General features: G+C 67.1%; 19 protein-coding genes and 3 tRNA genes. 10 read left to right on the forward strand and 12 right to left on the reverse strand.

The window, feature by feature from the left end:
* The coding region (gene acs / locus AC3FMM_RS27815) for an acetate--CoA ligase (RefSeq protein WP_488687765.1) at positions 1 to 1,946 on the reverse strand (1,946 nt) is incomplete at its 3' end.
* 310 nt (positions 1,947 to 2,256) lie between these two features.
* Here acs and AC3FMM_RS27820 point away from each other — a divergent pair.
* From AC3FMM_RS27820 to murI, 4 genes are all read left to right on the forward strand, one after another.
* The gene (locus tag AC3FMM_RS27820) at positions 2,257 to 3,216 is read left to right on the forward strand and encodes a DMT family transporter (RefSeq protein WP_115710120.1); all 960 of its coding nucleotides are present in this window, start codon (positions 2,257 to 2,259) and stop codon (positions 3,214 to 3,216) included.
* Between the two features lie 99 nt (positions 3,217 to 3,315).
* Positions 3,316 to 3,864 (forward strand): TIGR00645 family protein, encoded by a 549-nt coding sequence (locus tag AC3FMM_RS27825; protein WP_115680614.1) that lies wholly within the window; start codon positions 3,316 to 3,318, stop codon positions 3,862 to 3,864.
* Between the two features lie 196 nt (positions 3,865 to 4,060).
* Positions 4,061 to 5,584, forward strand: coding sequence for a fumarate hydratase (locus AC3FMM_RS27830; protein ID WP_115710122.1), 1,524 nt, complete (start codon positions 4,061 to 4,063; stop codon positions 5,582 to 5,584).
* 100 nt (positions 5,585 to 5,684) lie between these two features.
* Positions 5,685 to 6,494, forward strand: coding sequence for a glutamate racemase (gene murI, locus AC3FMM_RS27835; protein ID WP_115710123.1), 810 nt, complete (start codon positions 5,685 to 5,687; stop codon positions 6,492 to 6,494).
* A 13-nt stretch (positions 6,495 to 6,507) separates the two neighbouring features.
* On the opposite strand, the gene AC3FMM_RS27840 is transcribed toward murI, so the two are convergent.
* On the reverse strand, positions 6,508 to 8,820 hold the full coding sequence (locus AC3FMM_RS27840) for an AAA family ATPase (protein ID WP_115681464.1): 2,313 nt from the start codon (positions 8,818 to 8,820) through the stop codon (positions 6,508 to 6,510).
* Between the two features lie 487 nt (positions 8,821 to 9,307).
* Between AC3FMM_RS27840 and AC3FMM_RS27845 the strand changes: the two genes are divergently transcribed.
* The 4 genes from AC3FMM_RS27845 to AC3FMM_RS27860 all read left to right on the forward strand — a co-directional run bounded on the left by AC3FMM_RS27845 (position 9,308) and on the right by AC3FMM_RS27860 (position 11,773).
* Entirely contained in the window at positions 9,308 to 9,964 is a 657-nt protein-coding gene (locus tag AC3FMM_RS27845; protein WP_115710125.1) for an energy transducer TonB, read from the forward strand.
* A 63-nt stretch (positions 9,965 to 10,027) separates the two neighbouring features.
* Positions 10,028 to 10,756 (forward strand): MotA/TolQ/ExbB proton channel family protein, encoded by a 729-nt coding sequence (locus tag AC3FMM_RS27850; protein WP_018005132.1) that lies wholly within the window; start codon positions 10,028 to 10,030, stop codon positions 10,754 to 10,756.
* A gap of 21 nt (positions 10,757 to 10,777) precedes the next feature.
* Positions 10,778 to 11,191 (forward strand): ExbD/TolR family protein, encoded by a 414-nt coding sequence (locus tag AC3FMM_RS27855; protein WP_115710127.1) that lies wholly within the window; start codon positions 10,778 to 10,780, stop codon positions 11,189 to 11,191.
* A gap of 252 nt (positions 11,192 to 11,443) precedes the next feature.
* Positions 11,444 to 11,773, forward strand: a complete 330-nt coding sequence (locus tag AC3FMM_RS27860; RefSeq protein ID WP_115711686.1) for a hemin uptake protein HemP — start codon at positions 11,444 to 11,446, stop codon at positions 11,771 to 11,773.
* Between the two features lie 266 nt (positions 11,774 to 12,039).
* On the opposite strand, the gene AC3FMM_RS27865 is transcribed toward AC3FMM_RS27860, so the two are convergent.
* From AC3FMM_RS27865 to AC3FMM_RS27880, 4 genes are all read right to left on the reverse strand, one after another.
* Entirely contained in the window at positions 12,040 to 12,447 is a 408-nt protein-coding gene (locus AC3FMM_RS27865) for a heme-binding protein (RefSeq protein WP_062800826.1), read from the reverse strand.
* A 162-nt stretch (positions 12,448 to 12,609) separates the two neighbouring features.
* The gene (locus AC3FMM_RS27870) at positions 12,610 to 12,867 is read right to left on the reverse strand and encodes a hypothetical protein (RefSeq protein ID WP_115680618.1); all 258 of its coding nucleotides are present in this window, start codon (positions 12,865 to 12,867) and stop codon (positions 12,610 to 12,612) included.
* Between the two features lie 267 nt (positions 12,868 to 13,134).
* Complete coding sequence (locus AC3FMM_RS27875; protein WP_116312829.1) at positions 13,135 to 13,497, reverse strand: hypothetical protein; 363 nt, start codon at positions 13,495 to 13,497, stop codon at positions 13,135 to 13,137.
* 714 nt (positions 13,498 to 14,211) lie between these two features.
* Entirely contained in the window at positions 14,212 to 15,300 is a 1,089-nt protein-coding gene (locus tag AC3FMM_RS27880; RefSeq protein WP_488687766.1) for a YeiH family protein, read from the reverse strand.
* 99 nt (positions 15,301 to 15,399) lie between these two features.
* Here AC3FMM_RS27880 and AC3FMM_RS27885 point away from each other — a divergent pair, with 99 nt between their 5' ends.
* Complete coding sequence (locus AC3FMM_RS27885) at positions 15,400 to 16,341, forward strand: LysR family transcriptional regulator (RefSeq protein ID WP_116312831.1); 942 nt, start codon at positions 15,400 to 15,402, stop codon at positions 16,339 to 16,341.
* 22 nt (positions 16,342 to 16,363) lie between these two features.
* On the opposite strand, the gene AC3FMM_RS27890 is transcribed toward AC3FMM_RS27885, so the two are convergent.
* The 6 genes from AC3FMM_RS27890 to uvrC form a co-directional block, all read right to left on the reverse strand.
* Positions 16,364 to 17,596 (reverse strand): cation:proton antiporter domain-containing protein, encoded by a 1,233-nt coding sequence (locus AC3FMM_RS27890; RefSeq protein ID WP_115710134.1) that lies wholly within the window; start codon positions 17,594 to 17,596, stop codon positions 16,364 to 16,366.
* Positions 17,597 to 17,944: 348 nt separating this feature from the next.
* Positions 17,945 to 18,018 (reverse strand) — tRNA-Cys (locus AC3FMM_RS27895).
* A 99-nt stretch (positions 18,019 to 18,117) separates the two neighbouring features.
* Positions 18,118 to 18,193, reverse strand: a tRNA-Gly gene (locus tag AC3FMM_RS27900).
* Positions 18,194 to 18,254: 61 nt separating this feature from the next.
* Positions 18,255 to 18,330, reverse strand: a tRNA-Gly gene (locus tag AC3FMM_RS27905).
* Positions 18,331 to 18,501: 171 nt separating this feature from the next.
* A complete protein-coding gene (gene pgsA / locus AC3FMM_RS27910) occupies positions 18,502 to 19,101 on the reverse strand; it encodes a CDP-diacylglycerol--glycerol-3-phosphate 3-phosphatidyltransferase (protein WP_115680623.1) in 600 nt (199 codons plus the stop codon).
* A gap of 117 nt (positions 19,102 to 19,218) precedes the next feature.
* Positions 19,219 to 21,261 (reverse strand): excinuclease ABC subunit UvrC, encoded by a 2,043-nt coding sequence (gene uvrC, locus AC3FMM_RS27915; RefSeq protein WP_488687782.1) that lies wholly within the window; start codon positions 21,259 to 21,261, stop codon positions 19,219 to 19,221.
* 172 nt (positions 21,262 to 21,433) lie between these two features.
* On the opposite strand from uvrC, the gene earP reads away from it, so the two are divergent.
* Positions 21,434 to 22,597: an elongation factor P maturation arginine rhamnosyltransferase EarP gene (gene earP / locus AC3FMM_RS27920; RefSeq protein WP_115710138.1), complete on the forward strand. Its 1,164-nt coding sequence runs from the start codon at positions 21,434 to 21,436 to the stop codon at positions 22,595 to 22,597.
* Positions 22,598 to 22,756: the final 159 nt, after the last annotated feature.

The following is a 22,756-nucleotide window of genomic DNA, read 5'->3' on the forward strand; positions in this document are numbered from 1 at the left end:
TTCTCCAGCGTCGAGGTGTCCTGCGTAATCTCTTCGCCCTTGGCCAGCGACCGCAGCAGCCGGCGCATGATCTTGCCCGAGCGCGTCTTGGGCAGGTTGTCGCCAAAGCGGATGTCCTTGGGCTTGGCGATCGGGCCGATCTCCTTGCCGACCCAGTTGCGCAGCTCGGTTGCGAGCTTGGCCGCTTCCTCGCCGCTCGGGCGCGAGCGCTTGAGCACGACGAAGGCGCAGATCGCTTCGCCGGTCATGTCGTCCGGGCGGCCCACCACCGCGGCTTCTGCCACCAGCGGGTTGGCCACCAGCGCCGACTCGATCTCCATCGTGCCCATGCGGTGCCCCGACACGTTCAGCACGTCGTCGATGCGGCCCATGATGGTGAAGTAGCCGGTGTCCTTGTCGCGGATCGAGCCGTCGCCGGCCAGGTAGAGCTTGCCGCCGAGCTCTTCGGGGAAATAGCTCTTCTTGAAGCGCTCCGGATCGCCCCAGATGGTGCGGATCATCGCCGGCCACGGGCGCTTGACCACCAGGATGCCGCCGCTGCCGTTGGGCACGTCCTGTCCGGTCTCGTCGACGATGGCGGCCATGATGCCCGGCAGCGGCAGCGTGCACGAGCCCGGCACCAGCGGCGTCGCGCCCGGCAGCGGCGTGATCATGTGGCCGCCGGTCTCGGTCTGCCAGAAGGTGTCGACGATCGGGCAGTTCTCATTGCCGACGTTCTTGTAGTACCACATCCACGCTTCCGGGTTGATCGGCTCGCCCACGGTGCCGAGCAGGCGCAGGCTCGACAGGTCGTACTGCTTGGGGTGGATCTTCTCGTCGGCCTCGGCGGCCTTGATCAGCGAGCGGATCGCGGTCGGCGCGGTGTAGAAGATGCTGACCTTGTGGCGGGCGATCATGTCCCAGAAACGGCCGGCGTTCGGGTAGGTCGGCACGCCCTCGAACACCACCTGGGTGGCGCCGGCCGCCAGCGGGCCGTAGGCGATATAGGTGTGGCCGGTGACCCAGCCGATGTCGGCGGTACACCAGAACAGGTCGTCGGGCTTGATGTCGAACGACCACTTCATCGTCATCAGCGCCCACAGCAGGTAGCCGCCGGTGCTGTGCTGCACGCCCTTGGGCTTGCCGGTGGAGCCCGAGGTGTAGAGCACGAACAGCGGATGCTCGGCGCCGACGGGTTCGGCCTCGCAGGTATCGGGCTGGTTGGCGCAGACGTCGTCGAGCCAGCGGTCGCGGCCCTCGGTCCAGCCGACATTGCCGCCGGTGCGGCGGTACACGATCACATTCTTCACGGCCTCGCAGCCGCCCAGCGCCAGCGCGTCATCGGCGATGGCCTTCAGCGGCAGCGCCTTGCCGCCGCGCATCTGCTCGTCGGCGGTGATCAGCGCCACCGCGCCCACGTCGACCAGCCGCTCCTGCAGCGACTTGGCGGAGAAGCCGCCAAACACCACCGAGTGCGTCGCGCCCAGGCGCGCGCAGGCCTGCATCGCCACCACGCCCTCGACCGACATCGGCATGTAGATCACCACGCGGTCGCCCTTCTTGATGCCGAGCGACTTCAGCCCGTTGGCGAAGCGGCACACCTTGGCATGCAGGTCGCGGTAGGTGACGCGGCTGACGGTGCCGTCGTCGGCCTCGAACACGATCGCGACCTTGTCGGCATTGCCATTCTGCAGGTTGCGGTCCAGGCAGTTGTACGAGGCATTGAGCTCGCCGTCCTCGAACCACTTGTAGAACGGCGCATTGCTCTCGTCCAGCACCTTGGTGAAGGGCTTGTTCCAGTGCAGCAACTCGCGCGCGTGGCGGGCCCAGAAGCCCTCGTAGTCGCGCTCGGCCTCGTCGCACAGCGCGCGGTAGGCGTCCATGCTGGGGATGGCGGCCTGGCTGGCAAACGCCTCGGGCGGGTTGAACACGCGATGCTCCTGCATCACCGATTCGATGGCGGACATGGACTCGTCTCCTGATTTTGGACTGGCTTTGGCTGCCACGTTACGCCCGACGGCTTACTTAAACCTGACGATAAATCCCTGCAGCCGGCAGGATCAGGCGCTGCAACGTGTTGCATTGCAGCGGGAAGAATCGGGGGGCGCGCCGCGAAAGTGCAGCCTTCTCCATTAGGCTAGCACAGCTATAATGCCGCGAGCCTGATACCTGAATGCGACGCTGGCCCTTGCCACGCGGCGCCGCACCGACCAGCACGGACGCTTGCCCGTGCACCCCGCCGGCCGGTCGACCGGAAGATCCCCGAGGCAAGTACCCGTGCCCGCCAACGCTCCTGTCTTCGCTCCCGTCTACGTGCTGTTTCTGATTGCCTCGATGGCGCTGGTCGGCAGCAACGTCGGACTCGGCAAGTCGATCATCGCGCATGTGCCGGTGCTGCTGTTCGCGCTGCTTCGCTTTGTCATCGCCATCGTCTGCCTGGCGCCCTGGTACCGACCCGCGCGCATGCGTCGGGTCTCGCGCGGAGAATGGTTGAACCTGTTCCTGCAGGCGTTCTTCGGCACCTTCCTGTTTACGCTGCTGATGCTCAACGGCGTGCGCCTGACCAGCGCCATGGCCGCCGGCGTGATCACCAGCACCATCCCCGCCACGGTGGCGCTGCTGTCCTGGCTGCTGCTGCGCGAACGGCTGTCGCGGCGCACGCTGGTGTCGGTGCTGCTGGCGGTGGCCGGCATCGCCGTGCTCAACATCGCGCGCGGCGATTCCCACGGCGCCGGCGCAGGCAGCCAGGCCTGGCTGGGCAACCTGATGATCATGGGCGCGGTGGTGTGCGAGTCGATCTACGTGATCCTGTCGCGCCGGCTCACGCAGACGCTGGCCGCGATCGAGATCTGCGCCTACACGCACCTGATCGGCGGACTGCTGATGCTGCCGCTGGGACTGGTGCCGCTGCTGAACTTCGACGCCGCCGCGGTGCCGGCGCAGACCTGGCTGATGGTGCTGTGGTATGCGCTGTCGGCCAGCGTGTTCTCGTTCTGGCTGTGGATGAAAGGCATCCGCCATGTGCCGGCGCAGCTGGCCGGGGTCTTCACCTCGGTGCTGCCGGTGGCCGCCGCCACCTACGGCATCGTCTTCCTGGGCGAGCAGCCGGGCTGGCCGCACGGCGTGGCGCTGGCGTGCGTGCTGGCGGGGATCGTGCTGGCCAGCTGGCCGGGCCGGATCACGCGCGGCGCGTGGGGCGCCAAGGCGGCAGGGACCGAGCCGGGCGCGCGGGCCTGAGCGGCCTGGCGTGGCCGCGGTTACCGCTGGTAACACAGCGTTGCCATGGTCGCTTGGTACAATCCACGCCGATTTTCAACTCGCCGACCCCGCCCCGCCATGGCTTCCAACCCGATTCCCAAGCCGCAGCCCCAGACCCTGCGGCCGATCCCGAGCATCATCTTCGCGTCGCGCTGGCTGCAGCTGCCGCTGTACCTGGGCCTGATCGTGGCCCAGGGCGTCTACGTCTACCATTTCCTGATCGAAGTCTGGCATCTTCTCGCCCACGTGACCGAGTTCGACGAGAACAAGATCATGCTGGTGGTGCTGGGCCTGATCGACGTGGTGATGATCTCCAACCTGCTGATCATGGTGATCGTCGGCGGCTACGAGACCTTCGTCTCGCGGCTTGGCATCGACAACCATCCCGACGAGCCCGAATGGCTCGACCACGTCAACGCCGGCGTGCTGAAGGTCAAGCTGTCGATGGCGCTGATCGGGATTTCGTCGATCCACCTGCTCAAGACCTTTATCGACGCCGAGCAGCGCACTACCCATACCATCATGTGGCAGGTGGCGATCCACCTGGCGTTCCTGCTGTCGGCAGTGGCGATGGCGTGGGTGGACCGCATGGTAACCCACCCTGCCGGCGCGCACGCCAAGCATTGACGACGGCTTGCGGGGCCAACCCCCTTGCTGACTAACCGCGGCCATGTGCCGCGGTTTTTGCTTTTGGGCCGGCGCGCTCGCCGGCAGCGGCGTTTGCCGCACATTACCGGCTGTGGACGGCTGTATGCAGACGGGCAGAGCGGCGCCGCTCAGTGTATGATTTCGGGCTGTGTTTCACCGCTGCCCACCCCACAAAATGACAGTCATCAAGCAAGAAGACCTCATCCAGAGCGTCGCCGACTCCCTGCAGTACATCAGCTACTACCACCCGATGGACTACATCACCAGCCTGGGCCGCGCCTATGAGCTGGAGCAGAGCCCGGCGGCCAAGGACGCGATCGCGCAGATCCTGACCAACAGCCGCATGTGCGCGGAAGGCAAGCGCCCGATCTGCCAGGACACCGGCATCGTCACGGTCTTCGTCAAGGTGGGCATGGACGTGCGCTGGGACGGCGCCACCATGGGCCTGACCGACATGATCAACGAGGGCGTGCGCCGCGGCTACACGCACCCCGACAACGTGCTGCGCGCGTCGATCGTCAGCCCGCCCGAAGGCGGCCGCAAGAACACCAAGGACAATACCCCGGCCGTGATCCACTACGAAGTGGTGCCGGGCAACACCGTCGACATCCAGGTCGCGGCCAAGGGCGGCGGCTCGGAGAACAAGTCCAAGTTCGTGATGCTGAACCCGTCGGACTCGATCGTCGACTGGGTGCTGAAGACCGTGCCGACCATGGGCGCCGGCTGGTGCCCGCCGGGCATGCTGGGCATCGGCATCGGCGGCACCGCCGAGAAGGCGATGGTGATGGCCAAGGAATCTCTGATGGAATCCATCGACATCCAGGACATCATCGCGCGCGGCCCGAAGGACTGGGTCGAAGAACTGCGCGTCGAGCTGTACGAGAAGGTCAACGCGCTGGGCATCGGCGCGCAGGGCCTGGGCGGCCTGGCCACCGTGCTGGACGTCAAGATCATGGCCTGCCCGACGCACGCCGCGTCCAAGCCGGTCGCGATGATCCCGAACTGCGCCGCCACCCGCCACGTGCACTTCACGCTGGATGGCAGCGGCCCGGCCAAGCTGGAAGCGCCGGACCTGTCGCAATGGCCGAAGGTCGAGTGGGCACCGAACACCGAGACCTCCAAGCGTGTCGACCTGGACACGCTGACGCCGGAAGAAGTCGCCTCGTGGAAGCCGGGCCAGACCCTGCTGCTCAACGGCAAGATGCTGACCGGCCGCGACGCCGCGCACAAGCGCATCGCCGACATGCTGGCCAAGGGCGAGAAGCTGCCGGTGGACTTCAAGAACCGCGTGATCTACTACGTCGGCCCGGTCGATCCGGTGCGCGACGAGGCGGTCGGCCCGGCCGGCCCCACCACCGCCACGCGCATGGACAAGTTCACCGAGATGATGCTGGCCGAAACCGGCCTGATCTCGATGATCGGCAAGGCCGAGCGCGGCCCGGTGGCAATCGAGGCCATCAAGAAGCACAAGTCGGCCTACCTGATGGCCGTGGGCGGCGCCGCCTACCTGGTGGCCAAGGCGATCAAGGAAGCCAAGGTGGTCGGCTTCGAAGACCTGGGCATGGAAGCCATCTACGAGTTCGACGTCAAGGACATGCCGGTGACGGTGGCCGTGGACAGCGAAGGCACCTCGGTGCACAAGACCGGTCCGGCGGAATGGCAAGCCAAGATCGGCAAGATTCCGGTCGCCGCGTTGTAAGCCGCCAAGCGCCGGGACGGTAGAATCTGCCGTCGCGCTCGAAAAGCCGGGTTCCGACCCGGCTTTTTTCTGCCCTCTTTCCTGTCATCCCCGCATCCCCGTGAACCCCGCACCCATCGGCGTCTTCGATTCCGGCCTCGGCGGCCTGTCGGTGCTGCGCGAGATCCGCGCCCTGCTGCCGCATGAGCCGCTGCTGTACCTGGCCGACTCGAAGTACGCGCCCTACGGCGAAAAGCCCGAACGCTTTGTCGAAGCGCGCACGCTGCAGGCCTGCGAGTGGATGATCGGCCAGGGCTGCAAGGCGCTGGTGATCGCCTGCAATACCGCCACGGGCCATGCCGTGGCATTGCTGCGCGAGCGGCTGCCGGTGCCGATCATCGGCGTCGAACCCGGCCTGAAACCCGCCGCCGCGGCCAGCCGCAGCAAGGTGGTCGGGGTGCTGGCGACCGCCAATACGCTCAAGAGCGCCAAGTTCGCGCGGCTGCTGGCATCGCTGGACGGTGAAAGCCGCTTCCTGTGCCAGGCCGGGCTGGGACTGGTGACGCTGGTCGAGCAAGGGCAGATCGACGGACCCGCGGTGCGCGAGCGCCTGGACGCCTATCTCGCGCCGATGCTGGAAGCCGGCGCCGACACCCTGGTACTGGGCTGCACGCACTACCCCTTCCTGGCAGGCGCCATCCGTGCCATCGCCGGCAACCGGCTGACGCTGGTCGATACCGGCAGCGCGGTGGCGCGCCAGCTGGCGCGCAAGCTGGCCGAGCACGGGCTGGCCGCGCCGCCCGATGCCGCCGGCCGCAACCGTTTTCTCTCGACCAAGGATGCCGCGCACCTGCGCGCGATGGTGGCGGCGCTGCTGCAGGCGCAGGCCGATGCGGAAACCGTGGTGATCGAGCCGGCGCCGGCATGCTGACCGGCGCCCTGGGCTAGCGCAGGAAGCCCAGCGGCCGGTGCTCGCGCACCTCGGGCTTGATCGCGTGTTCCTGGCGCAGCTGTGCCAGGAATTCGTCCGGCGTCAGCGCCTCGCCCAGCAGTACGCACTGCCGCTTGACCGTGGCAAAGTCGCCGGGCGTCAGGCAATCCATCGCATCCAGGTCCGCGCGCATGGCGTCGGTCAGGCCGGCGGCGTCGCCGTCGAGGGCCTCGTCGACGAACATGGCCACGCGTTGCGCGGGCTTCAACGCCAGGAAACGGATCTTGAACGAGAAGCGGCGCAGCGCGGCCTCGTCGATGCGGTCGAACAGGTTGGTGGTGCAGATGAAGATGCCGTTGAAGCGCTCCATGCCCTGCAGCATCTCGTTGACCTCGGAGATCTCGTAGTTGCGCACCGCCTGCTGGCGGCTCTGCATGAAGCTGTCGGCCTCGTCCAGCAGCAGCACCGCGCCGTCCTCTTCCGCACGCGCGAACATCGCGGCGATCTGCTGCTCGGTCTCGCCCACGTACTTGCTCATCAGGTCCGAGGCGCGCCGGATCATCAGCGGCAGGTCCAGCTCGGCCGCGATATGCTCGGCCAGCGCGGTCTTGCCGGTGCCGGGCGGGCCATAGAAACACAGCGTGCCGCGCTGGCGCACGCGCAGCGCGTCGACGATCTTGACCACGTCGTAGCGGGTCTCGAGGTGCAGGTTCTCCAGCCGGTAGTGCGTCACCACCGGGCGTGCCTCGGCCTCCGGGCGCAGGCCCATGGCACGGTCGGCATGTTCGAGCTGGCGCAGGATCAGCGCCTCCACCGGCTCTTCCACCGATTCTTCCAAGTTCGGCCGCGCCAGTTCGACAAAGCGCGCCGCCGACTGCACCTGCGCCGGCGTCAGCGTCTTGCGCCCGGCCAGCCCGGTGATAAAGGCGTCGCTGACAGCCAGCCCGCCCAGGTGCTTGCGGATGATGTTCTCGCGCACCAGCGGCGGCGGAATCTTCAGCTCGAGGTGGAACTGGAAGCGGCGCAGGTAGGCGGGGTCGATCTGCCGGATCGAATTGGAAATCCAGATCACCGGCACCGGGTTCTGCTCCAGCGTCTGGTTGACCCAGGCCTTGCCGTTGACCGAGGCGCGCGTGTCCTCCTGCCCGAACAGGCTCATCAGCTCGCGCGCGCTGCCCGGGAACACGTCTTCGACTTCATCGAACAGCAGCGCGGTATGGGCGCGCCCGCGCAGGAACGCCTGCGAAACCTGCAGCGAGCGGTAGCGGTCCTTGCCCGACAGGCTGTTGCCGTCGCGATCCAGGCAATCGACCTCATACAGCTCGCAGCCGGCCTCGCGCGCCAGCAGCCGGGCGAATTCGGTCTTGCCGGTGCCGGGCGGACCGTAGATCAGCACGTTGACGCCACTGGCGTGCTGGCGCGTGGCATTGGCCAGCAGCGCGCGCAGGTAGCGCGCGTCGGTCTCCACGTGCGGATAGTCGGCGGTGGTCAGCGTGGGCGGCGCGGCCGGGCGGGTGAAGACCGCCATCATCTCGGCCTCGTTGGCGTAGTTGCCGAGCAGCACGTGCAGCAGCCGGTCCGACAGCCGCATCAGGTCGCCGAGGTCGGTCACGCTGTTTTCCGGCAGCGGCTGCTCGATCAGGTTCAGCGTCTCCAGCCGCGAGCCGGGCCGCAGCGACGCCGCCACGTCGGCCGCGCCGGCCCCGGTCAGGCCGGCCAGGATCTGGAACGCCTCCTGGCTGTGCGCGACCTTGCAGTCGACCATCACCGCGCGCAGGTCGCGCTTGTATTTGGCCAGCGCCGCATACAGCAGCAGCTTGCGCTCGTGGTCGGGCAGGTCCAGCACGTGGCTGAGCATGTCGATATTGCGCACCAGCAGCACGCGCTCGCCCTCGAGCCGCTGGGCGATCGCCGCGGCCGACGCGTCGAACACGGCAAACATGTCCTTGGCGTGATGCTTGACGTACTCGTCGAGGTAATAGAACAGCGCGCTTTCGTCGAAGGCGCTGTTCCACTGGCCGTGGCGGTCGAGGAATTCTTCCGGGGTCAGGCGCGCCGCGCCCTTCCAGGCGGGCATGTCGGCGCAGCGCGCGGCCAGGAAGCGCTGCACGCGCAGCACCACGCCGTACGGCCACACCATCTCCTGCGCGCTGACGGTCAGGACATCGTTGATATTGCTGCGCAGGTTGAAGCGCGGGCCCAGCGCGCAAACCACGCGCAACGCGAACTGCGCGCACATCCAGTCCAGCGCCGAGCTGGACGATGCGCCGGGCATGGAGCGCAGCAGCGTCGATCGGTCATCTTCAGCAAAACGTGTGAAGTCCATGAACGGGTCCCCGAGCGCGCGATGCGCAATGGCGGGCCGCGACAGGCGCACCGCCACGTCTGCAGTGTCTTTCTATGCTAGCGCGCTTTCCCGCCCCGCGGGCGCGCCCGTGCGCGGCCGGCGCCGGCCAGGGTGGCCTGGGGCACCGAAGCGCGGCGCGGTGCGATGGCGTGCCAGCGCGCATGATTCAACCGTATTGCCCCCTCCCGATTTGCCGCCGGGACTTGCCGGTATAACGCGCGCGGGCGGAAAATTCCAGTTGCGACGCACAAATCACAACAAATAAGAATCATTATCGTTTATACTCAGCAGCTGACACGCTGCCCCAGAGTGGCGCTCCCACGGCAACCCAGTTGAAGGAGCGTTTATCATGGAATTGCTGCTTAGCCTGCTGGTCGGTTGCGGCATCTCGCTGATCCTGTTCTACCGCAAGTGACGGCGCACGGCCGCCGAGGTATCGCCGCCGGCAGACTTTTGTTGTTGACACATGTTCGACCAACGCTTCTTAAAGATTACGCTCGCCGTCCTGCTGTTCCACGCCGGCCTGCTTTACCTGATCCAGAGCGGCCTGGGCCGCAAGCTCACCGAGGCCGTGATCGCGCCGGAAATCATCGCGCGCATCATTCCGCTCGAGCCGCCCAAGCAGGAGGCCCCGCCGGAGCCGCCCAAGCCGAAGCCCAAGCAGGAAACCCCGCCCAAGCAGGTCAAGGTGACCACGCCCAAGCCGACGCCGGCGCAGCCCAAGCCGGCACCGCAACCGGTCGCCGACCTGCCGCCGACGCCTTCGGCGCCTGAGGCGCCACCGGCCCCGCCGGCGCCTCCCGCACCGCCCGAGCCCGCCCCGGCACCGGTGTCGGCCGCGCCGCGTGCCGTCGGCATTGGCGAAATCCAGTGCACGCCGCCGCAACCGAAGTATCCTTCCCAGTCGCGCCGCATGGGCGAGACCGGCAAGGCCGTGGTGCGGCTGACCACCGACGAAAGCGGCAAGGTCGTGAAGACTTCGGTGGTGTCGTCGAGCGGTTCGTCGCGGCTTGACCAGGCCGCGGTCGAAGCCGTGCAGGCCATGCGCTGCAAGCCCTACATGGACAACGGCCGCGCCGTCGCCGTCACGGCGCAGCAGCCGATCGGCTTCGAGCTGAACTGACCGCCCCAGATTTCCGATCTCTGATCTGACCTAAACCTAGCGAACTCACCAGGAAACCAACACATGCAGGACCTCGGACTCACCCACCTCTGGTCGCAAGGCGACTTCGTCATGCGTGCGACCGCCATCATTCTGCTGATCATGTCGCTCGCCTCATGGATCGTGATCCTGACCAAGGCGTGGGATCTGGTGCGCCTGAAGAAGATGGCGCAAGGCGCGGAAAAGCGCTTCTGGCACTCGGACGATTTCGACCACGCCCTGGAAACCCTGGGCGCCGGCGATGCCAACCCCTTCCGCACGCTCGCCATCGCCGGCAAGGAAGCCGCCCAGCACCACCGCGCCAGCCAGCCGCAGCTGCACGACGTGATGGACATCTCCGACTGGCTGACCCGCTCGCTGAAGAGCTCCATCGATGAATCGGTGGCGCGCATGCAGTCGGGCCTGGCCGTGCTGGCCTCGGTGGGCTCGACCGCGCCCTTCGTCGGCCTGTTCGGCACCGTGTGGGGCATCTACCACGCGCTGATCGGCATCGGCGCCTCGGGCGTGCCGACCATCGACAAGGTTGCCGGCCCGGTGGGCGAGGCGCTGATCATGACCGCCTTCGGCCTGGCCGTGGCAATCCCCGCCGTGCTGGGCTATAACGCCCTCACCCGCGGCAACAAGTCGGTGATCTCGAAGCTCAACCGCTTCGCCCACGACCTGCACGCCTACTTCGTCACCGGCGCGCGCGTTCGCCCCACCGGCGCCCGCGCCGAGGACGGCACCGTGCGCCTGGCCACGGCACAGCGCTAAACCGCTAGCAAGGAAGTCATCATGGCATTCGGCACTCTCGAAGGGGACGACGACGAGGTGATGAGCGAAATCAACATGACGCCGCTGGTCGACGTCATGCTGGTGCTGCTGATCATCTTCATCATCACCATCCCCGTGATCAACCACGCGGTGAAGATCGACCTGCCGCGCGCCACCAACTCGCCGAACGACCCGAAGCCGCAGAACATCAACGTCTCGATCGATGCAAGCGGCAAGGTCTTCTGGAACCAGGTGGAAGTGGACCAGGCCACGCTGGAAAGCAATATCTCACTGGCCGCGCAGCAGCAGCCGCAACCTGAACTGCATTTGCGCGCTGACCGCGAGGTGCGCTACGAGCGCGTGGCCGAGGTCATGGCCGCCGCACAGCATGGCGGCCTGGGCAAGATCGGTTTCATCACCGAACCCAAGCAGTAAGCCGGCGCCTGCGGGCGCCCGCCAACGACAAAGGGCACCTTCGGGTGCCCTTTTGTCATGGTGCCGCCAGTTCCTACAGTGCGGCCAGCGCGCGCCGTGGCACGGGACATGGTCGTTGCCTGATTCTTAGCGAGAGACTATTGTAATGATAACAATTCTCATTTAATATCTTTCCATCGACTGCGCCCGGTTCGGCATGGCCGCTCCGGGTTGCACACCCCTTACTCTCCTATCGCAGAACGGAGCCAGATGATGAGCACACTTTCCCTGCCGCTGTCGCAACCCCGTGAAGTCACCCGCCGCCGCCTGTCGTTGCGCCGCGTCGACGTGGCCGCGCAGCCGCGCCGGGACGCCAGCGCCAAGACCACCCCGTCGGCGATCGCCTCGGTCAAGTCCGCCGTGGCCGCCCTGCCCGCGCGGCTGGAAGCGCTGGTGCGCGACAGCCTGAGTTCGGCGCCTGCCGGCGAGCCGGTAGCGCTGGAAGCCATCATGCGCGGGGCCAACACGCTGCCGATCCTGCACAACGGCGAGGTCTACACCCTGCGCGTGACGCGCTACGGCAAGCTGATCCTGACGAAATGACGCGGCCCCGCGGCGATGCGGCAGGAACGCAGCCCGGAGGAAGCGATTCGAAATCCGCGCCTGGCGCGGACGCCACGAACGTGGCAGCCAAGACTTTTGTGGGGACCACCTCGGAACGAGGTGTTGGGCAGTAGCCAGGTATGCGCGCCGCGGGCGGGAGTCAGACCCCACGCCAGGCCGGCCGTACCCAGCCATGCCCTCTTTTATGCCGCCCCGCAGGCCGTGCCTGCGGGGCATTTTCATGCACCGGCGCCGGCGCGATCGCCTTACAGGCCCAGCGCGGCGATGCCGGCACGCGCGACTTGCGCGTCCTCGGTCGACTTCACGCCCGACACGCCGACGGCGCCCACCACCTGCTCGTTGCAGACGATGGGCACGCCGCCCTCCAGCATGCCCTGCAGCACCGGCGCCGTCATGAACGAGTAGCGGCCGTTGTTGATCATGTCTTCGTAGACCTTCGACTCACGGCGGCCCAGCGCCGAGGTACGGGCCTTCTCGCCGGCGATATAGGCCGAGATCGGCGCGGCGCCGTCCAGGCGCTGCATGGCCAGCATATGGCCGCCATCGTCGACCACGACGATCGACACGGCCCAGTGATGGTTCTTTGCCTCGGTTTCCGCTGCGGCCATGATCTTCTTCACATCGTCTGCCGTCAGAACCGTCTTTTGCTGCATGCCACTCTCCTGGTCATAGATTTGGATTGAGGCCGAAGTATAGCGCCGCACCTGCGCCACCGTCATGGCAAGCGGCTGCCACGTGCCGCGCCCCGCCGTGCTCACCACGGCAAAATGGCCCGCGAGCGGGCCATTGGTGATGCGACGACTGCAGCGGTGCGATCAGGCGCCGTCGGTGAAGGAATCAGGCTTGCCCACGCGGGCGCCGTCGGTGAACGGGTCAGTCTTGCCGACGCGCGCGCCATCCGTGAACGGATCCGGCTTGCCGACCTTGGCGCCATCGGTGTACGGATCCACGGCGCCGATCTTGGCACCATCGAGATACGGGTCGACCTTGCCGACCGCGGCGAACGAGGCGGTGGACGCAGTGCCCAGGAACGCCAGTGCGGCGGCGGCAATCACGGCTTGTTTGATCTTCATGAGATTCCCCTTGCTTCTTGGTTGGTCACGGCATCGCTGGCCAGGTGTCTCGGCGTCATCGCGATGTCACACAAGTAGTTTAGGGAAAACCCTTATCTTGATGCAGGTGATGCTTTGAGCAGTCTGTTCAAATATTTTGACCTCGATCAAATTGCGTCACGCCTTCCGGAACCAGCCCGGCACCGTTATGTCGCAATGCAGCGCCATAAGGAAAGGGCCCGCAGTTGGGGCCCTTTCCTTTTGGACAAGCTGAATCGAAGACAGAGCTTAATCGCGCCACTTGCCGTGACCGTGACCATGACCGTGACCATGCCGATGGCCGCGGTGATAGCCCGGCGGGCCATAGTAGCCACGGTGGCCGCCGTAATAACGCGGCGGACCATAATAGCCAGGACCGTAGTAGACCGGGCGCGGGCGCACCACCACCGGCGGCGGACCATAATAGACCGGAGCCGGGGCCACCACGACGGGCGGCGGGCCATAATAGGCCGGAGCGGGCGGATAATACGCCGGCGCACCGATCACCACGCCCGGAACGCCGACGGACACGCCAACGCTGACATGGGCCATGGCTGCGCCAGACGCCAACCCGGCGGCAATACCGAATGCTGCAAGCCACCAACGTTTCATATCCGCCTCGCAAAGTGGGATTTCTCGTAACTGATATTGTAGGGGTTCGGAAATTTCCAGGTGCAACGGCGCACACGACATTGTTACCAGCCGTAACAGTGTCGTCACTTTTCGCTTGAGGCTGGCCTGAGGTGTCGGCGCGCTCGCGACCCTTCCCTTTCGTCGAAGCCGTAGCTTGCATCCGGGATGCGGAGCCACCACAATATCGGGCTTGCCGCGCGCTGCAGCAACCGGGGCCGCTCTGGCGCCGATCGGGACCAACGCAGCGCTCGCGCCCGAGTGGTGAAATCGGTAGACACAAGGGACTTGAACAATTTGAGCCTTCGGGGGGAAACGCCCGAAGTGACGCCCGTCAAAGTCGGCGAACGCCCTGGATGCATGGCATCCGAGCCAACGCCGAGCCAAGCCCCTCCGCATGGTTGGGAAGGTGTAGAGAGCAGACGGCGGGCACCTACGGCCGCAAGGCTATGGTGAAGGCGTGCTCCAGCCCACGAACAGCGCCCGCGCTGGCGGCGAAAGCCGAAGTGGGAAGAAAATCCCTCGCCGCAAGGCGTGCCGGTTCGATTCCGGCCTCGGGCACCAATCCACGGTTGCCGCCATTTGCGTGGCGGCAACATCCTGCGGACCGCCGCTCGCTGCTGACGGCCGCCAGACTTGCAGCAAAATAAAAAGGGGGCCATCGCCCCCTTTATAGCGTGGCTTCTGACTGCGCCGTCACGCCATGGCGTAGCACATCAGCGCCCCCACCCCCATCAGGAACACGAACAGCACCCCGGCCAGCGCCAGCGGCTTGCGGCCGGCGCGCACCAGGTCGCCGATGCGGGTGTGCAGGCCGATCGCCAGCATCGCACAGGCCAGCAGCCAGTTGTCCAGCGCGATCAGCGGCGCCTTCCAGGCAGCCGGAACGGCCCCGGCCGAGTTCACCGCCATCACCGCGACAAAGCCCACCGCGAACCACGGCACCGACTTCATGATGCCGCGCAGGCGGCCGGCGCCGGACTGGGCCGCTTGCGAGCCTCCCTGCGGCCACAGCGCCATCACCAGCAGCAGCGGGCCCAGGGCCAGCACGCGCACCATCTTGGCCACCACGGCGGCGTCGGCGGTCGGCTCGCTGATCATCTTGCCGGCGGCGATCACCTGCGCCACTTCGTGCAGCGTAGCCCCGGTGAAGATGCCGAACATGCGCTCGGTCACGGCCCAATGCCAGTGGCCGGTGGCCAGTTCGTACAGGTAGGGATAGAGCAGCATGCCGACGGTACCGAACAGCACCACCGTCGCCACCGCCACGGCAGTCTGCTTGTCATCGGTGCGCACCACCGACGACACCGCGATGGCCGCGGCCGCGCCGCAGATGGCGCTGCCGGAACTGACCAGGATCGCCTCGCGGCGGCTCAGGCCGAAGAAACTTGTTCCGACCCAGGTGCCGAACAGCAGCGTGGCGACCAGCATGGTCAGCGGCACGGCGATGCCCGGCAAGCCGAGCGCGACGATCGAGGCGAAAGTCAGGCGCAGCCCGTACAACGCCACGCCCAGCCGCAGCAGGTAGTGCCGCGCCACCTGCATGCCGGGAGCCAGCGGCGCCAGCCAATGGCGCGGCAGCGTATTGGCCGCGACCATGCCGGCGCACATGGCCAGCGTCAGCGCGCTGAGCCCGTAGCGCGATACCGCCGGATGCTCGGCCAGCGCAATCGCCAGCCAGGCGATGCCGCCCAGCGGGAGCAGCGTCAGCAAGCGCTGCGACCAGGGCGGCGGCAAGGCCGGCGCGGAGGCCGGAGTGGTGCGGGGGCTGGAGACGGAAGACATGGCAGGCTCGGGTGGGTGTGCTTTAGTGACTCCAGCGTAATGGCGCCCATCTAACCCGTAAAACGGGTAATATCGTTATGCGTTATTGATATTTTCGATATGGACCTTCACCCCACCCCGCCAGCCGCGCTGCGGCCGGAGCAGCGCCCGCTGCGTCTGACGCTGCGTCAGTTGTCCGTCTTCGTGGCGGTGGCCCAGCATGGCAGCACCATGGCCGCGGCCCAGGCGCTGGCGATGTCGCAGTCGGCGGTCAGCGCCTCCCTGGCCGAACTGGAGCGCGCGCTGGACAGCCCGCTGTTCGACCGCATCGCGCGCCGCCTCAGCATCAACGAGACCGGTCGGCAGTTCTTTCCGCGCGCGCTGTCGCTGCTGGACCAGGCCCAGGAACTGGAGCGCTTTGCCGGCCAGACCGGGGTCCAGCTGCGCATCGCCGCCAGCAACACCATCGGCAGCTATATGCTGCCGCCCCTGCTGGCGGGCTTCCGCCACTCGCGCAGCGGCCCGTGCACGCTCGACCTGCGCATCGGCAATACCCGCGAAGTGCTGCAGTCGCTGCTGCAGTTCGAAGCCGATATCGGCCTGGTCGAGGGCGCCAGCCATGAACGCGACCTGCGCAGCGTGCGCTGGTGCGACGACGAGATGGTGGTGATCGTCGGCCCCTCCCATCCGCTGGCCGCGGCGCCCCATGACCTGGTGGCACTGCGCGATGCCGAATGGATCGTGCGCGAGCCCGGCTCGGGCACGCGCGAGGTGATCGAGGAGCGGCTGGTGCCGCTGCTGGGCGAACTGCGCTTCGCGCTGGAACTGGGCAATGCCGAGGCCATCAAGCGCGCGGTGATGAGCGGCTTCGGCGTCAGCTGCCTGTCGCTGCACGTGGTGCGCGACGAACTCGAGCGCGGCACGCTGGTGGCGATCCGCGAGGGCCTGCCGCGCATCGTGCGCCCCCTGCAACTGGTGGTGCACCAGGACAAGTTCCCGACCCAGGGTCTGCTGGCGTTCACCGAATACCTGCGCACCATGGCGCCGCGCATCGGCGCCTGAAGGAAGCCGTTCAGGAAACCCCTCAGGCCGGCTGGGGATCCGCGCCGCGGCTGCGCCGCGCGGTGTACAGGTCGAGCATGTGGAACAGCACGGGATTGAGCATGATCGACAGCAGCGCGCCGGCCAGGATCAGGGCCTGGCCACGTTCGGGCAGGATCTTCAGATAGACGCCCAGGCTGGCGAGGATGAACGAGAACTCGCCGATCTGCGCCAGGCTGACGGCAATGGTCATGCCGGTCTGCCCCGAATGCCCGAAGGCACGCACGATCCCCAGCGCCGCCAGCGACTTGCCGACCACGATGATAAACACCGTCGCCAGCACGCCCCAGGGGTCGTTCACCAGCACCATCGGGTCGAACAGCATGCCCACCGAAACGAAGAACAGCACGGCGAAGGCGTCGCGCAGCGGCAGCGATTCCTCGGCCGCGCGGTGACTGAACTCGGATTCCGCCAGCACCATGCCCGCAAAGAACGCGCCCAGCGCGAACGACACGCCGAACAGCGCATAAGCGCCATAGGCCACGCCCAGCGCCGTCGCCAGCACGCCCAGGCGGAACATCTCGCGGTTGCCGGTCCAGACGATGCGCTCGAGCATCCACGGGATAAAGCGGCGGCCGATCACCAGCATCACGGCGACGAACGCCGCCACCTTGCCCAGCGTGGCGAAGATCGCCAGCACCACCTCGCCAGTGCCAGGGGCGGCATCGCCGGAAGCCGCGCCCGCGCCGGCCAGCAGGCCCGCCATCGCCGGCAGCAGCACCAGCGCCAGCACCATCGCCAGGTCTTCCACGATCAGCCAGCCGACGGCGATGCGCCCCTGCGGCGATTCCACCAGGTCACGCTCCTGCAACGCCTTGAGCAGCACCACGGTGCTGGCCACCGACAAGGCCAGCCCGTACACCAGCCCCTGCCCCCACGACCAGCCGAAGCCCCAGGACACCAGCATGCCCATCAGCGTGGCGATGCCGATCTGCACCACCGCACCCGGAATGGCGATGCGCTTGACCGCCATCAGGTCCTTGACCGAAAAATGCAGGCCCACGCCGAACATCAGCAGGATCACGCCCAGCTCGGCCAGTTCCGGCGCCAGCGCCTGGTCGGCGGTGTAGCCGGGGGTATGCGGCCCCACCACGATGCCCGCGCACAGGTAGCCGATCAAAGGCGGCAGCCGCAGCCGGCTCGCGACCGCGCCAAGGATAAAGGCCAGGACGATACCGCCGACGATGGTACTGATAAGCGGGGTGGCGTGATGCATGCGCGCGGGATTCCTCGTGTCAGGGGCTGAACGGCTAACCCGCTCCCTTGCCCTGGCAAGTGGCACAGCGCATCCGGCGCGCACCAGCGGTCAGCGCGGGACAGTCGCCGCAACCCTCGGCAGCAGCATCGGAACGGGGAAGAACGGGAAATGCCGCAGCGGCCCCGGACACGCCGGCGGCGCGTCACGGATCAGGGATGGCGATTGACTTGCTGCCCCGCGAACCAGGCCGCGGAGCCCCCCGAAAAGCGTACGACAGGAGTAATGTAACATGCCCGCCACGTCCGGGCGGCGCAGCCGGCCCGGGAAAACAAAAACGGCGCCAAAAGGCGCCGTTCTGCTTGCAACTGGAGGCGGAGGTCGGAATCGAACCGGCGTACACGGCTTTGCAGGCCGCTGCATAACCACTCTGCCACCCCGCCAGGTGACGTGCTGCTGGATTGTATCCGCATTCAGCCGCGGCCGCCGCGTGCGGCGATTCAACCCAAACAAAAAGGGAAGCGTGGCTTCCCTTTGGGGATTGGAGCGGGAGACGAGTCTCGAACTCGCGACCTCAACCTTGGCAAGGTTGCGCTCTACCAACTGAGCTACTCCCGCATACAACTTTGACTGCCAGCCCCGCACCGCGATGACCGCGCTGCCGGACCCTGTTTTGACCTGGAGCGGGAGACGAGTCTCGAACTCGCGACCTCAACCTTGGCAAGGTTGCGCTCTACCAACTGAGCTACTCCCGCAGGGCACTGCTGAAATCGTATTAAGGTGTTTTATGCCGCAACACGCAGATATCTCACAACATCTTGCGCCAAACCCACCTTATCTCGCTGCTTTCGTTTGCGTCGTCAGCAACGAGAATGAGATTATGCAAAGAACAGCCCTCTGCGTCAACCACTTTTTCGAATTTCTTTTCATTTGGGCGCGCCCGCGCGTGCCACCACGTTGCTGCGTTCGCGGATCTGCGGCCACGCCAGCTTCATGTAGTAGATCATCGACCACAGCGTCAGCACCGCCGCCACATAGATCATCCAGGTGCCAAGCAGATGGGCATCGAAGCCGAACAGGCGGTCGCTGAACAGCAGCAGCGGAATCGCCACCATCTGCACGGTGGTCTTGAGCTTGCCGAGGAAATTCACCGCGACGCTCTTGGAGGCGCCGATCTGCGCCATCCACTCGCGCAGCGCCGAAATCGTGATCTCGCGCCCGATGATAACCAGCGCGATCAGGTCGGTGACCCGGTCCAGCGCCAGCAGCGACAGCAGCGCCGCAGTCACCATCAACTTGTCGGCGACCGGATCCAGGAACGCGCCGAACGACGAGGTCTGGTTCCAGCGTCGTGCAAGGAAGCCGTCCAGCCAGTCGGTTACCGCGGCGATGATGAAGAACGCCGCCGCGGTAACGTTCTTGGTATGCATCGGCAGCCAGGCGTCGGGCAGGTAGAAGACCCCTACCACCAGTGGAATCATGGCGACGCGAAGCCAGGTCAGCAGGATCGGGATATTGAAGGGCATGGAACTCGGACGGCGGGGGGACGGTAACCAATCCTGCGATTGTCGCCGATTTCCGGGCCAATCGAGCATTTCCGGCGATTGGCGTGCCGGCCCGCCCCCGGTCGCGGGCGGGCGCGGTCAGTGCAGCTGCCGGTAGATTTCCTCGGCAAGGCCGCGCGAAATGCCCTCGACGCTGGCCAGTTCGTCGATGCTCGCGGCCATCACGCCGCGCAGGCCGCCAAAGCGGGTCAGCAGCTTCTGGCGCCGGCGCGCGCCAATTCCCTCGATCTCTTCCAGGCGCGAGGTGGTGCGCGCCTTGGCGCGGCGCGCGCGCATGCCGGTGATGGCAAAGCGGTGCGCCTCGTCGCGGATCTGCGCCACCAGCATCAGCGCGGCACTGCCCTGGCCCAGTTCGAGCGCGGGGCGGCCATCGGCGAACACCAGCGTCTCCAGGCCGACCTTGCGGCCCTCCCCCTTGGCGACCCCGACCAGCAGGCCGATATCCAGACCCAGCTCCTCGAACACCTGCCGCGCCACCTCGACCTGGCCCTTGCCGCCGTCGATCAGCACGATCTGCGGCACCAGCGCCGCGGCTTCACTGCTACCCTCGATGCCGCCGTCTTCCTGGATCTGTTCGACCAGCTTCTGGTAGCGCCGTGTCAGCACCTGCCGCATCGCCGCGTAGTCGTCACCGGGAATAATGTCCTGGATGTTATAGCGGCGGTATTCGCTGTTCTGCATGTCATGGTGGTGGTACACCACGCACGACGCCTGCGTGGCCTCGCCGGCGGTATGGCTGATGTCGAAGCACTCGACGCGCAGCAGCGCCAGATCCTCCAGGTCCAGCCCGATGGTTTCCGCCAGCGCGCGCGTGCGCGCTTCCTGGCTGCCCTGCTCGGCCAGGCGGCGCGACAGCGCCAGCGCCGCGCCCTGCTGCGCCATCTCCAGCCAGATCTTGCGCTGGCCCTGCGGCTGGCGCACCAGCGTGACCTTGCGCCCGGCGTGCAGCGCCAGGGCCTCGAGCACCGCGCCATCGTCCGGCACATGGCTGACCACGATGATGGGCGGCGCCGACTGCTCCAGGTAGTGCTGCACCATGAAGGCCGACAGCACGCGCGTGGCAATGCGGTCCACGGTCAGCGGCAGCGCGGCGGCCGCGGCGCCGGACTCGTCGGCGCTGTCTTCGGCGCGCTCGTCGGCGTCCTCGACGATCATCGCCGCTTCATCCGCATGGGCCGGGAAGTAGGCCTTGTCGCCCAGGTGGCGCCCGCCGCGCACCATGGCCAGGTTGACGCAGGCGCGGCCACCTTCGACCGCGACCGCCAGCACGTCGATGTCGCGCGCCTGGCCCCCCACCTCTTCCACCGCCTGGCGCTTGAGCACGGTCGACAGCGCCGCGATCTGGTCGCGCACCGCCGCCGCCTGCTCGAATTCCAGGCGCTCGGCGTGCTGCTCCATCTTGCCCTGCAGGCCCTCCAGCACCTCGCTCTGGCGGCCTTGCAGGAAGCGCGCCGCGTTGGCGACATCGCGCGCGTAGTCGTCCTCGCTGATGGCATTGACGCACGGCCCGGTGCAGCGGTGGATCTGGTGCAGCAGGCACGGCCGCGTGCGGTTGTTGAAGACGGTGTCCTCGCAGGTGCGCAGCTGGAACACCTTCTGCAGGATCTGCATGCTTTCGCGCACCGCATAGGCGCTCGGGAACGGGCCGAAGTACTGGTGCTTGCGGTCGGTGGCGCCGCGGTAGTACGCCATGCGCGGGAAGCGGTGCCCGCTCAGCTTAAGGAACGGGTACGACTTGTCGTCGCGGAACAGGATGTTGTAGCGCGGCGCCAGCGCCTTGATCAGGTTGTTCTCGAGCAGCAGCGCCTCGGCCTCGGTGCGCACCACCGTGGTCTCGATGCGCGCGATGCGCGACACCATCATCGCGATGCGCGGCGACAGCTGGGTCTTGTTGAAGTAGCTCGACACCCGCTTCTTCAGGTCGCGCGCCTTGCCCACGTACAGCACATTGCCGTTCGCGTCGAAATAGCGGTAGACGCCCGGCAGGCCAGGCAGGCGCGAAATGACTGGGCGCGCATCGAAGGGCTCGGCCGGAGCCTCGGCCAGGGCTTCAGGCGGCGCTTCAGGCGGCGCTTCTGCCTGCGTTTCTGCCTGCGTTTCCGCTGGCGCGGCGGAAGGCATCTCGGCGTGCGCCTCGGCCGGTACCTCGTCGGCGGGTTTCGGGGAATCGGGTTGCTGGTCTGACATGTGGGGACGGTGACCGCTGCGGACCGGCGCGCGTCAATGCCGCGCGGCCTCTAAAATCGCAAGTTTAGAGCAATTCAACCGCGCGCCCCGCCGACCACCACCTCTCATGCCTATCCGTTCCTGGGACATCTTCTGCACCGTGATCGACAACTTCGGCGACATCGGCGTCTGCTGGCGGCTGGCCCGCCAGCTGGCGCAGGAGCACGGGCACGCAGTGCGGCTGTGGGTCGACGACCTGGCCAGCTTCGCCCGGCTGGCGCCGGAGCTGGACACAGCCGCCGCGATCCAGCACCTCGCCGGCGTGGAAATCCGCCCCTGGCATCCGTCAGCCGCGGCCGGAGAAGCGGACGGCACCGCCGGCGCAATGCCGCACGATGCCGTCATCGAAGCCTTCGCCTGCCACCTGCCGCCGGCGTTCCTCGAGCGCATGGCGGCGCGCGCGCCCAAACCCGCGTGGATCAACCTGGAATACCTGAGCGCGGAAGCCTGGGTGCGCGAACATCACGCGATGCCCTCGCCCCATCCGCGCCTGCCGCTGGTCAAGCACTTCTTCTTCCCCGGCTTCGAACCCGGCACCGGCGGGCTGCTGCGTGAATCGATGCTGGGCGCGCAGCGTGCCGCGTTCCTCGACGGCGCGGCGGCGCAGGCATCACTGTGGCACCGGCTGGGCGTGACCCCGCTGACCGATGCGCTACGCGTGAGCCTGTTCGCCTACCGCAACCCCGTGCTGCCTTCGCTGCTGGAGCAATGGCGCGACGGCACCGAGGCCGTCCATTGCCTGGTGCCGGCCGGCCTGGCGGCCCGGCAGGTGGCGGAGTGGCTCGGCGCCCCGCTGGAGCCGCACCGGCCGCTCGCGCGCGGCAGCCTGTGCGTGCAGGCCATTCCCTTCGTGCGGCAGGAACACTATGACGAACTGCTGTGGGCCTGCGACCTTAATTTCGTGCGCGGCGAGGACTCCTTCGTGCGCGCGCAGTGGGCGGCGCGGCCGCTGGTCTGGCACATCTATCCTCAGGACGACGAGGCCCACCGGGTCAAGCTCGATGCCTGGCTGGAACTCTTCACGAAAAGCGGCGTGGCGCCAGCAGCGGCGGCCGCACTGGCCGATTTCTGGCACGCCTGGAACGGCTACGGCAATGCGCCCGACTGGCCGCGCCTGCGAGCGCAGCTGCCCGCACTTGCGGCGATCGCGCCGCGCTGGGAGCGGCGCTTGCAGCATCCCGGCGACCTTGCCGCCAACCTGGTGGCGTTCTGCGAAAATCAGGTAAAATAACCGGTTGATCCAAATGGCGACCGGGCCGGAGAACCAGGGCCTTGCCGGGCGTGTACCACCACGCGGGGCAATGGCTTAAAGCAAGCTGGGCACGGGGTCGCGAGCGCGTGGATCCGGGCTCTCGCGGGCTTACCGCGGGCACGCCGGCAGCGCGCCTTC

This window comes from Cupriavidus sp. 207A1 (assembly GCF_057798955.1).